This window comes from Micromonospora sp. NBC_01739, from assembly GCF_035920385.1.
Taxonomy (GTDB): domain Bacteria; phylum Actinomycetota; class Actinomycetes; order Mycobacteriales; family Micromonosporaceae; genus Micromonospora.
Genome location: NZ_CP109151.1, coordinates 886,111 through 897,520, shown reverse-complemented (window position 1 = coordinate 897,520; position 11,410 = coordinate 886,111). Strand labels below are relative to the sequence as shown.

The window sequence follows — 11,410 nt, the reverse complement described above, 5'->3', positions numbered from 1 at the left end:
ATCGAAAGGACGAACTCGCCACACGTGACACACGCTCCTACCGGTTCCACCACGGTTTCCGGTGACGCACGCGCCATCGTAGTCACCGCCCACGGGTGTTCGCGAAATCGAAACTGTCGTAGGTGCGTCCTATAGTTTCCGCACCCGGGCTATGTCCGGTTGAGCACGGCGGGGGCCGTAGCGCGCCCATACGAGGGGGAGGAACAGTCGCGGTGGCAGGGTTCAACGCGAATGCGTTCAACCGGCAGGTGCGTCAGGCACTGCAGAAGGCCGAGCGCGAGATGAACCAGGAGCTTCGTCGCGTCCAGCAGCAGGCCGAGCGCGAGATGCGGCGGCAGATCGCCAATGCCCAACGAGAGGTGGATGCGGAGAACCGCAGGATCGAGGCCCGTAATCGGACGGCGATTAACAACTACAATCGGGCGGTTGAGCAGGACAAACGGCGCGCGGACACACACAACCAGAAGGTGATCGGCGAGATCAACCGGCGGCTTAGTGCGGCGTCACGGCCGCAGGTACAGGTCCGTTACACCCAGGCCGAGCAGGAACTAGTCGACCGAGTCCATGCCGCGCTGCCGGTCGACGGCCGCGAGCACGACCTGTTCTGTAGCTACGCGCGCATCGACGGCGCGGACGTTGCCGAGCAACTGTACGCGGAGCTGACCGCGCTGGACCTCGACGTGTGGCTCGACAAGGCCGAGATCAAGCCCGGTAAGAGCATGGCCCGGCAGATGGACAACGGCCTGCGTCTTGCCAGCGCCGGGGTGGTCGTGCTGACCCCGGCCTACTTGGCCGGCCGGTTCTGGACCGAGCGGGAGCTCGGCGCACTGCTGCACAAGGACACCGTGATCCCGGTCCTGCACAAAGTTACCTTCGCCGACGTGCGGGAGTTCAGCGCCATCCTGCAGGACCTGGCCGGGTTCACCACCGCAGAGGACAGCGTGGCACAGATCGCCGCAAAGATCGCTTCGGCAGTGCTCGAACGGTAGGCATTCCCGCGTATGAGTAGCAGCACGGGGCCTCGCCGCTGGCGGCGAGGCCCCGTCCACGCTCAGGGCGCTGTGCCGCCACATGCACGGTGCACGTCGCACGGGTGACGCTTCGTAGCCAGGCGGGTCAACTCGTGTGTCTACGCCAACGGGTGCGGCTCGCTGGTAAGGGCCGCCACGGCGGCGGCGATCTCTTGCAGGCTTTTCAGCGATCGGAGTGCCGATACCCCGACCTCATCGAGGACCCGCAAGGAATCGAGCTTGCTGGTCGGCTCGATGATCCGAGCCAGCACCAACTGCCGGAACACCTCGTCGCTATCGGCAGCCTGGGCGAACCCGAGCGTGTCGTAGGCATGCGACAGGGCATCCCACAAGACCGCCATCCGCGACGCCGTGATCGGCAACGGGCCACCCGCCGACGCCGGTCCTCCCGCTACAGACAAGCCAAGATCGAGTTCACCCTGACCCGCGGCCATCCGCTGCCGAGCCGCAGCTTTCAAAACCTCCAGGTCGGCATCATCGTGCGCCGACCCGATGTGCTCGATATCGCGCGACCCACGCCGCGACGAGTACACGATCTGCACCGCCCTGGCACCCGAGGCCGTCTTCACCGTGCGCACGTACGGGGACACCAGCCCACCCTACGACCCAGAATTAGTGCGCAAATCCGGGACGCGCGAGCGCCACAACCCCAGGTCAACGCTCCGTCGAACCCGATCACCCCGAAACGTGACCCAAGTCAGGTCTTACGTTCCACGCCCGACAGCAGCCCATCCACGAACTGCCCGGCGGTCCGGCGCGGCTCCGCCCGCACGAACCGATCAGCGACACGCGCCGCCGCCTCGTCGAGGATGACCCGCCACCCGGCGGGGTTTAAGAGCCCGCGCAGAATGGCGGGGCTGGACGGGCGTGTCTGAAGGAGTGCAGGCACAGGATCCGTGATCATGAAGGTGCTTACACCTCGTGATCACCGGGAGATCCTGTGCCTGCTATCCTCGTAGCAGCGTTGCAGTCGGTTGAACGCGTTGTGCCAGCTGTTCGTCCGTTCGACATGCCACCGTTGGCCCGCCTGGATGGGCGCCTTGTCGCCCTTGTGGGCGATCTTGCCGGTCAGGCCGCGTTCGGCCAGCAGCGTGCGGGTGACCGCGGAGTCGTATCCGGCGTCAAGGTGCACCGTGATGGCCTCGGGCAGTGGGCCCAGGTCGTCAAGCCGGTCGAGGGTGGGGGCCAACAGCGGTGAGTCGTGTCGGTTCGCGCCGGCCAGGACCCGGCCAAGCGGGATGCCGTAACCGTCAACCATCGATGAACGTTTCATTCCCTGCTTGCCCCGGTCGACCGGAGACCGTCCGGCGCAGTCGCCTCCGCCGGGCGCTTTGGTGATACAGCCGTCCACGGCGATGTCGTCCAGGACCAGGCCGACGAGCCGGTCGTAGGCGTCCACCGCGATCTGCTTGAGCTGGGCGAACACCCCGAGGCGGATCCACTCGTCACGACGGCCGCGGATCGTGGCGGCCGAGCAGGTGGCATCGGCGATCGCCTCGTAGGAACAACCGAACCGCAGCACCTGAATCAGCTTGTCGAACACGATCCGGTCATCGACCCGCCTGCGGTGGCAGCCCAACGGATGCGTCGGGGCGTATGTCGGCCGGTCAGGTAGCAGCGCGGTGAACTGGACCCACAGTGGCTCGATCAGCCATGCTGACGAACCGAGAAGGTCATCGACGCGTTCTTCGACCTCGCCGACGCGATCATCACCGTCCGTAGCCTGATCAGGCGAGCATGGACCACCTACCGGTGGGACACCCGCCCCACCCGCCGCCGATGATCACCACCAATCTGCGCGCCCCCTAAGCTGTGGCCCACGGCCACCGCACGATCTTCGGTTGTCCTCACAAACCATCGATGATCAACGCGGTGGCCGTCTTCATACCCGCGCCACGCCCAACGCCGAAGCCAAGTGACGTTGGAGTATTAGACGCTTGGGCCAGCTCAAGGCGATCTCTTCCGTAGGCGAACCATGGACGATTCATGCCCCTCGACCTCTTCGCGTCTGTCGTTCGGTTGAGTGTCGGCTCTCTCGCTCTAGCTGACGCCAGTTCGGCACGAGCGCTGTCATCATCGCCTTAAACTGCTTCCCATGGTCGCGATATCTGAAGTGCAGGAGCTCGTGGACGATGACGTAGTCCTGAAAGTCTTCAGGCTCGGTCGCAAGATCATCGGCGAACGTCACAACGCCGTTGGGCGCGCACGAGCCCCACTTGCCTGGTAGCCGCTTAATCTGGACCTGCTCAGGGTTGACCTTGAGCTTGACCGCCCAACCCATCGCGCGTCGGCGGAGCTGCTGCTCGGGGTAGAGCGACGTACGCGCCATCCTCATGCCGCCTGCTCCAGCACCTGCATGATCCGCTCGATGACAGCAGCGCGGTCGTCCTTCCCGAGCGCCAGCAGCGGCTTGTAGAGACTGGCCCGTAGGCGACGCCTCTCGTCCGGGTTCTCACGCCAGCTCGGGAACTTGGCGAGCACCGTCTCGATCTCCCGCGAGGCGGCCATGCTGTCGAAGGCTGCAGCCTTGGCGGTGCTACCCTGGCAAATGACCCAGTAGATGGCGAAGCCTATGTCTGAGAGACCGCTATCCTTCGCTTTCTGCTTAGCCTCCGCCTTTTCCTTGGCCAAGGCTTCGAGTTCGACCATAGCAGCGATGCCGTTGATCTTGCGGTCCTCGAGATTTTGCATGACGCGGTCGGCCCGGTCCTTGATGCTCTGGAGCACCACGGCGCCAGCCGGGTCCTCCTCCATCTCCTTCCGAAGGCCGCGGAGCAGGTTGTAGACCTTGCCCTCATCCGGGCCGTCGTCGCCCTTGAGCTGCTCCAGGGTCTCGGCGTCGAAGTCGACAACCTTGGAGAAGCGACCGAGTCCCTCCTGGGTAGCAACGTCCTCAATGAGCTTGCGGGTCTTGTGCTCTAGGTCGCCAAGAAAGCTCCCCGACTCCGAGTAGTTGGCCCGAACAGCGGCGTAGAGCTTGGACAGATCCTTGTAGGTCTGGATGTGGTCGCGCAGGCCGGGGTCCGGCGACAGGATCTCCCAGAGGATCTCGATGTCCTTATAGGCGTCGTAGAAAACCTTCCGAGCGGCCGGGTCGATGAACCGACCGAAGACCATGGCCTCCAGCTGGGCGTCGGGCATCTTGGTGCCGTCGGTTCGGAGGTACTCGGTTGCAGCCGCCGTGATCTTCTGATGAAGGTCAACCATGAGGATGTCGAGGTCTTCCAACGCACCCTTGACCGCCCCTGCATCAAAGGTCAGTGCCTTCTTCATGTCCTCGAGCACGCTGACGAAGTCGACGATCAAACCGACCTTCTTGCTGACGTTCTCGCCGTCAATGTAAGGCCGGTTGACCCGGGCCAGCGACTGGAGCAGCACGTGGTTGCGCATCGGCTTGTCCAGGTACATGGCGTAGAGCACCGGGGCGTCGTAGCCGGTCAGCAGCTTGTCGGTGACGATCAGGATCTTGGGCTCCTGGTCGGCCTTCTTGAAGAGCTTGCGGACCTCCTCCTCGCGGGTCTCGGAGACCTGGAGTTCGGCAACTGCGGGACGGTCGACGACATCGTTGACGTTCTTTGAGTAGACGACCTCCGACCACTCCGGTGGCAGGTACTTGTCGAGTGCCCGCTTGTACTTAGCGCAGGTCTCCCGGTCGACCGCCACCACGAACGCCTTATAGCCGAGTGGCAGGACGTTCTCTTTGAAGTGGCCGGCGACGAACTGAGCAATTTTGTCGACCCGGTCCTCTGCCCCGAGGAACGCCCGCAGGTTGACTGCCCGCTCCAGCACCCGGTTGAGCTCATCGACGTCGGTGACGTCCTCTTCCCCGGCCAAGGCGTAGAACTGCTCTTCGAGGTCCTTGGCCGGAAGGCGCATGCTCGACGGCGCGAGCTTGTAGCGGATCGGGAGGGTCGTCTCGTCCTCGATCGACTCGATGATCGAGTACTTGTCCAGGTACCCGTCCTCGTCGTCGCGGCCGAAGATCTTGAACGAGCCCGACCCTGCCCGGGACTCGCCGACCGGCGTACCAGTGAAGCCGACGATCGTGGCGTTCGGGACCGCAGCCATGAGGTAGGTGCCGAGGTCAGCAGCGACCGATCGGTGGGCCTCGTCGATGAAGACGAAGATGTTGTCCCGCAGTGACGAGTTGGCCTTGATTTCCTCGAACTTGTGGATCATCGAGACGATCAAGCCGCGGCGGTCGGAGTCGAAGATGCGCTGGAGGTCGGCCTTGCTCTCGGCCCGCTCGACGTTGATGTCGGCGGCCTGCATCTCGCCGAGCAGGCGGTCGACCCAGCCCTTGAGCTGGCCCTCCAATTCGTTGCGGTCAACGACCAGGATGACCGTGGCGTTGTTAAAGCTCGCCTTGTCTTCGAGGATCTGACGGGCTGCAGTCAGCAGCGTGAAGGTCTTGCCCGAGCCCTGGGTGTGCCAAATCAGGCCACGGTTCTTCTCGGCATCGGCGCAGCGAGCAACAATCTTGTCGACGGCCTTGCGCTGGTGCTCACGCAGGACCGACTTGCGAGTCTCGGAGTCCTCGACGTAAAAGAGGATCCAGTCCTTCAGGGTACGCAGGAAGGCGTGCGGCTCGAAGAACGCCTGGGTGGCGCTCTTGTAGGACTCGTCCTCGGTGTACTTCCACTTGAATATATAGCGTCGAGAGACGTTCCAGGTGACGCCGTACCAGTACCCCAGCATGTGGGTCACGTTGTAGAGCTGGGTCTGGGCGATAAGCTCCGGCGTCTCCTTCTCGTACCGACGCAGCTGCGTTATGCCGCGCACCAGAGCGTCGCCCGAGGTCGGGTTCTTGTGCTCCACGATGGTCACCGGCAGGCCGTTAACCAGAAAGATGACGTCAGCACGGTTGCCCTTGCGGGCCACCGGCTCGATCTTCCACTCCCAGGTGATCTGGAGTTCGTTGTTGTCAGGGCGGTTGAAGTCGACGAGCTGGACTGAGCGGCTGCGCTTCTCGCCCTCGTCGTACCACTTGTGCTCACCGCGCATCCAGCGCAGGACTTCCCAGTTACCCTCGATGGTCGCCGGCAGCGCCTCGATGGTCTCGACGATGGCCCGCGCCTGCTCTGAAGTCAACCAGGGGTTGAACTCCTGCAGCTTGTCTTCGACCACCGAGGCGAAGAGCATCGTCTCGCGCCCATGCCGAAGCACCTCGGCCTCGACCGGCGAGATAGGCGTCCAGCCGACTTCCTTGGCGTGGGCCACCATGGGAAATTGCGCCGTGTGCGCCTCGCTGATCTTGAGGCCGGTCATGCTGGCACCTCGTTGGGCAGCATGCGCGCAATTGGCAGCGCGAGCCGGTCGATATTGCTCAGGCCAATCTCGCCAGACATGAGGTGGCTAAGTAGATAGCCGAAGAGCTCGTCGAACAACACACCCTTTTGGCGCTGAAGTCTGACCTTCTCCTCGACCGCCGAGAGTACCCTGACGATCTGATAGGCGTCTTCTGGGTCGGTTGGCCAAGCAATTACAAGGGATTCGACATCGCTCAGGTTGAGCGTCATCGTCCCATGGGCCGACGGAACAATTCTGCCGAGCAGGCGTTGCTTACCGGAGTAGATTGCGGAGCGGAGGAACCGACCCGGGTACGCCTTGAACTGCCCCTTCAGGACGAGCGCCTTGACATCCTGGTTGAACGCCATCGGTCGGCTAATCGCCGCGACCGGAAGATCTTTTGCGAGACCCATCCCCCGCACGAGAAGTAGAACCGAGTCCGCCGGAGCGAGTCGGCTCCCCGAGTAGACGCCAGCTTCCGACACGTGGTCAATAGCGTCATCGATGACTGGTGCCTTGAGGTCCTTCCCAGACACCCATGGGATATCACCGACCCAGAACTCGGGCACCGACTTGCGCGGGGTCCCGCCACTCCAGATCTCGCACAGCTCACCAATCGAGCGCAGTTCCCAGTTCTTCGGGATAGGACCCAGCTCCGAGTCCTTCTGCGGTACTTGGAGGAAACTGGCGCTTGTAGTGTCGCCGCCAGGTGCCGCTGCCGCTCGAATCAGTGGCTCAAGGACCAAGCTGGCCTCGACATCACGGCGCTCGAGGGTTGTCAAATCATCCGCGACCTCCGCGATCGTCCGGCACTCCATTTGATCAGCACGAGCAGCCCAGCGCGCGGGGCTCAGGTTATAGTCAGAAGCCACGATGTCGTCGACATCGACCACCGCGAGCTCGCCGTCCACCGGCACGCCCTCCTGATAGATGCGCGCCAGCTCAAGGACATCGGCGCTGCTCAGGAAGTTCTTTGGACGCCCCTTAGTGAAGCGGCGACTGGCATTCAGCATAAGCACCTTGCCCTTGCGGGCAGCCGGCTTGCGCTTGCTCAGGAAGATGATAATTCCGGCGGCATTGGTGTTGTAGAAAAGGTTGTCCGGCAAGAGGACAGCACCTTCGACATAGTCGTGGTCGACGAACCACTTGCGAATATTGCGCTCCCTATCCTCGTTTCGAGAACCTGAACCGCGAGTGAGCGTGCCAGTGTCAAGAACGACGGCGGCGCGGCCACCGTCGTTCATGACGGCGAGCGCGTGCTGAAGCCATGCCCAGTCGCCCTTGCCCGAGGTGACGCCGCCTGCCTCAGTGAAGCGGTCGTAGGGGTCCTCCTCGAAGAGACTCGGATCGAACGCCTGATTCCACATCGGGTTGGCGACCACCACGTCGAAGCGCTGGAGCCGGCCTGCGGAGTCCCGAAATTTCGGATTAATCATGGTGTCGCCGCGCTGCAAATCGACGTCCATGTCATGGATGATCGTGTTCATCCGCGCCACGGCGTAGCTCTCGGCCTGGAGTTCCTGGCCGTACATCTTGAGCGGGACCTTGCTAGTCGGGTCGAGCTCACGGGCGACGAGCTGCAGCTTGATCAGAAGACCGCCCGAGCCGCAGGTGAAGTCATGGCAAGTCTCGCCCGGACGAGGGCGCAGGATGCGCGCCATGAGGAAACCAACCTCGGTCGGCGTGAAAAACTCGCCTGCCGACTGGCCCGAGCCTTCCGCGAACTTCCGCAGCAGGTACTCGTAGGAGCGACCGAGGAAGTCGGGCTGTACGTCGGCCAGGCCGAGACGGTAGCGCGGGTCGGAGAAGGCCTCAACCACCCCACGCAGCTTGGCTGGGTTGATGTCTCGCTCACCGTTGCGCTCTGCGGCGAAGTCGATGACATCGATCACCCCCGAGAGGGTCGGGTTGTACCGCACGACCGCGCGAACTGCCTTGGTCAAGTGTTCCCCGATGTCCTTCGGTGCCGTCGAACGACCACGCTCATCGAGCGGCCAGTCGTAGGGCTTGCGACCCGAGATGACGTCCCAGCGGGCCCCCGGCGGTAGGTAGAAGCGCAGCAGTTCGGTGTCAGCCTCGGCGATCTCCAGGGCGAGATCATGGTCGCCGTACTCGTCAGCGAGCCGGGAGATCTCGTCATCGAAGACGTCCGACAGCCGCTTCAGGAAGAGCAGCGGCAGCAGGTAGTCCTTGAACTTCGCGGCGTCCTTCTCCCCACGAATCGAGCAAGCCGCATCCCAGAGCATCTGCTCCATCGGCTTTGTCGTGTTGACGTCCGAGCGCGGAGCACGCCGCCTGCGTGACATCACGGCAGGGGCGTCCCCAACCTCGGCGACGTCGACGCCCGCCTCTGCGGCTAGTTCGAGAATCCGTGCCATGGGTGCTCGCTGCGGTCTGTTGCCGCCGCCCTCCCAGCGGTTGACGGTAGCGAAGGACACGCCTAACCGATCAGCGAGCCCGGTCTGGGTCAGATTGAGGTTCGCTCGGATGGCCTGAAGCACCGCCGGCACACTCTCTGTCATGTTTGCCATTTTTGCTATATCGCAAAGTTCTTGTCAAGGACACACGCCGACGAGCTTGAACCGCGCCGCAGCTGACAGCGGCGTCGCCGCTTGGCCGGCAATCCTCCGCCGAGGGCTATCAGGTAGACGCTGGCGACTGCGGACAAGAGCGAGGAAAGCCGGGAGCGTGCCGCGACCATGGAGCGATCATCTCGAACTGCCCGGCAACGCCAAGCAGCAGTAGTTCGGAACCGGGCGGACCGACCAGTTGCACGGCCACAGGCAGACCGTCGGGCCGGCGGCCCACCGGCACCACGATCGCCGGCAGGCCGGCGATGTTCCACGGCGCAGCGTACGGGGCATACCGGATGTTCGACAGCAGGTTGGACCGCCAGGATCGGCGGGACCAGGCGGCGGCCTCCGGTGGGGTGGCGGCGAGCGCCGGGGTGAGCAGCACGTCGATCGAGTGGTCGGTGAAGAACTGGATGGAGCGATCTCGCCAAGCGGTCCGGTCCGCTTCCCGGACGTACCCGTGGCGTAGGGCCCACTGCCCCAGCGCGACGTGCCGACGGCTGCGAGGCTGCAGGCTGCGCCGGTCCAGACCGGCATCGTGGAGATCGGCGGCACCCGCAGCGAGCCAGGTGGCGAGCCCCGTCAGGCCGAGCGCGCTGGAGTACACCGGGTCGGCGGCCATGATGTCGTGCCCGGCGGTCGCGAGTAGCCGGCCAGCAGCGGCGACCGCATCCCGGTTGGGTCCGTCGGGCTGCACACCGCGAATCGGCGAGCGCAACGAAGTACCGACCCGCAGCCGATCCGGCGGCATCAGCTTTTCGGCACGGCGGCCGGCCAGCACTGAGAAGCCGATCACCGCGTCAGCGACTGTGGAGGTAAGCACGCCGTGCTCGGCTAGGCCGAACCAATCATCGGCGCCGAGTTGGCACGGCGCCGCGCCCCGGCCGGGTTTGAGGCCGACCAGGCCGCAGCAGGCCGCCGGGATGCGGATCGAGCCCAGGCCGTCGTTGGCGTGCGCAATCGGTACCAGGCCGGCGGCGACGGCGGCGGCGGCACCACCGGACGAGCCCCCGGCGGTACGAGCCTGGTCCCACGGATTGCGGGTCACCGCAGTCTGGTCGTCCGTCACCCCCCACAGGCCCAGCTCTGACATCCGGGTAACCCCAAGGATTACGGCACCTGCGCCGCGTAGCCGTCGTACCACCTCGTGGTCGGCCTCCGCGACCGCAGTACGCGCGCCGGCCGACCCGTTCCAGGTGGGCAGGCCGGCCACTGCGGTGTTCTCCTTGACCGCGATCGGCACGCCGGCGAGCGGCAGGTGGGCCAGGTCCTCCTGCTCGTCGACCTTCTCTGCCTCGGCGAGCGCCTCTCCGCCGCGCACCATCCGAAACGCGGCAAGGTCGGCGTCGGTCTGACCGATGTGGTCGAGGTGGTCGGCCACTACCTGGGTTGCGGACACATCACCCCGGCGGACGCCTCGGGCGATTTGCTTGGCGGTCGCGCCCACCCAGGTCGGCATGATGTCCTGCACGGCCTCCCCTCCCTGTCCAAGCGGTTTGCCCAACGCCTGCTCCAGATCCGCGAGCAAGTCATCTACGGTCTCGATGCCGACAGACATTCGCATGAGATCACCGGGAACTTCAAGCGGCGAACCGGCCGCACGTACGTGTCACATGGCCCGGGTGCTCGATCAGGGACTCCACCCCGCCGGTGGCCGCGCGATCGCGAAGAGCTTGCCCGGTTGGCAGCTGGCCACTACCTGCTCCTCGCGACTCAGGTTCGGAACGAGATCACGAGTGGATAAACCTTCTGCAGCCGATTATCTGGCGCGACGGCTGCCCTTTCCTGTGTCAGCATCACCAGTCGATCGGCGTTCGGTCGGCAAAGAGGCCACCGGTCGGCCTGTCCGGAGGCAGCGTCGCAAGCCACACCGGTGTGTCGGCGCCTTCCTCCGGCGTCCGATCGGTCTCGCCGTAAGCCATCCGCGTGTTCATGCGTCCCGGTGAGCATGCATTGACCAAGATGCCGGTGCCCGCCAACTCGGCCGCGAGGACCCGGGTCAGCGCGTTTAAAGCCGCCTTGGATACGCGGTAGGACACGTTCGTGTCGCCCATGGTGGCCAGCGACGCGAGGTGGCTGGTGATATGGACGATGCGGCCGTAGCCGTTCTTCTTCATCTCCGGTACGGCGGCGGCACAGCAGCGCCAGGCGCCCAGCAGGTTGGTGTCCAGAGCGCTGCGGACCCGCTCGAAGTCGGGGCTCGCTGCGACCTGGCCACGGTCTATGGCGATGCCGGCGTTGTTCACCAGCACGTCCAGCCGGCCGTGTCGCTTGGCGGTGTCGGCGAAGGCGCGCGCCACGCTGGCCGGGTCGTTGGCGTCGAGCTGGTGGCCGCTGGCGGCTAGTCCGTCCTTCGCCAGCTCGGCCACCACGCGGTCGACGGAGTACTCGTTCCGGCCGGCCAGCACCACGTGCAAGCCCTGCTCAGCCAGCTCGCGGGCGATGGCAGCGCCAAGCCCACGGTTGGCGCCGGTCACCACGGCGACCTTGGTGTCATCGGCCATGGTCAGGCCCCCC

The 11,410-nt window shown here is 64.8% G+C and carries 7 protein-coding genes and 2 pseudogenes; 2 read left to right on the top strand and 7 right to left on the bottom strand.

Features of this window, described 5'->3' with window-relative positions; translation table 11 throughout:
• The first annotated feature begins 212 nt into the window (after nucleotides 1–212).
• Nucleotides 213–989, top strand: coding sequence for a toll/interleukin-1 receptor domain-containing protein (locus OIE53_RS03985; protein ID WP_327025192.1), 777 nt, complete (start codon nucleotides 213–215; stop codon nucleotides 987–989).
• Between the two features lie 224 nt (nucleotides 990–1,213).
• Here OIE53_RS03985 and OIE53_RS03980 read toward each other — a convergent pair.
• Both OIE53_RS03980 and OIE53_RS03975 read right to left on the bottom strand, forming a co-directional pair.
• Nucleotides 1,214–1,624 (bottom strand): annotated as a pseudogene (locus OIE53_RS03980) (IS1634 family transposase); the annotation flags it as partial.
• A gap of 332 nt (nucleotides 1,625–1,956) precedes the next feature.
• On the bottom strand, nucleotides 1,957–2,682 hold the full coding sequence (locus OIE53_RS03975) for an IS5 family transposase (RefSeq protein WP_327027076.1): 726 nt from the start codon (nucleotides 2,680–2,682) through the stop codon (nucleotides 1,957–1,959).
• A gap of 21 nt (nucleotides 2,683–2,703) precedes the next feature.
• Between OIE53_RS03975 and OIE53_RS03970 the strand changes: the two are divergent.
• Nucleotides 2,704–2,814: pseudogene (locus OIE53_RS03970) on the top strand (IS5/IS1182 family transposase); the annotation flags it as partial.
• A 201-nt stretch (nucleotides 2,815–3,015) separates the two neighbouring features.
• Here the strand turns inward: OIE53_RS03970 and OIE53_RS03965 are convergent.
• The 5 genes from OIE53_RS03965 to OIE53_RS03945 form a co-directional block, all read right to left on the bottom strand.
• Nucleotides 3,016–3,366 carry a M48 metallopeptidase family protein gene (locus OIE53_RS03965; protein WP_327025191.1) on the bottom strand — a complete coding sequence of 117 codons (351 nt, stop codon included), beginning with the start codon at nucleotides 3,364–3,366 and terminating at the stop codon, nucleotides 3,016–3,018.
• Nucleotides 3,363–6,299 (bottom strand): type I restriction endonuclease subunit R, encoded by a 2,937-nt coding sequence (locus tag OIE53_RS03960; RefSeq protein WP_327025189.1) that lies wholly within the window; start codon nucleotides 6,297–6,299, stop codon nucleotides 3,363–3,365. Before OIE53_RS03960 ends, OIE53_RS03965 begins: the two co-directional genes overlap by 4 nt.
• Nucleotides 6,296–8,842: an N-6 DNA methylase gene (locus OIE53_RS03955; protein ID WP_327025188.1), complete on the bottom strand. Its 2,547-nt coding sequence runs from the start codon at nucleotides 8,840–8,842 to the stop codon at nucleotides 6,296–6,298. Before OIE53_RS03955 ends, OIE53_RS03960 begins: the two co-directional genes overlap by 4 nt.
• A 118-nt stretch (nucleotides 8,843–8,960) precedes the next feature.
• The gene (locus OIE53_RS03950) at nucleotides 8,961–10,352 is read right to left on the bottom strand and encodes an amidase (RefSeq protein ID WP_327027075.1); all 1,392 of its coding nucleotides are present in this window, start codon (nucleotides 10,350–10,352) and stop codon (nucleotides 8,961–8,963) included.
• A gap of 337 nt (nucleotides 10,353–10,689) precedes the next feature.
• Nucleotides 10,690–11,397 (bottom strand): SDR family oxidoreductase, encoded by a 708-nt coding sequence (locus OIE53_RS03945; protein ID WP_327025187.1) that lies wholly within the window; start codon nucleotides 11,395–11,397, stop codon nucleotides 10,690–10,692.
• Nucleotides 11,398–11,410 lie beyond the last annotated feature (13 nt).

Coding starts and splice junctions, on each gene's coding strand:
- OIE53_RS03965 (WP_327025191.1), bottom strand. CDS start 3,366: ATGAGGATGGCGCGTACGTCGCTCTACCCCGAGCAGCAGCTCCGCCGA.
- OIE53_RS03960 (WP_327025189.1), bottom strand. CDS start 6,299: ATGACCGGCCTCAAGATCAGCGAGGCGCACACGGCGCAATTTCCCATG.
- OIE53_RS03950 (WP_327027075.1), bottom strand. CDS start 10,352: ATGCCGACCTGGGTGGGCGCGACCGCCAAGCAAATCGCCCGAGGCGTC.
- OIE53_RS03945 (WP_327025187.1), bottom strand. CDS start 11,397: ATGGCCGATGACACCAAGGTCGCCGTGGTGACCGGCGCCAACCGTGGG.
- OIE53_RS03955 (WP_327025188.1), bottom strand. CDS start 8,842: ATGACAGAGAGTGTGCCGGCGGTGCTTCAGGCCATCCGAGCGAACCTC.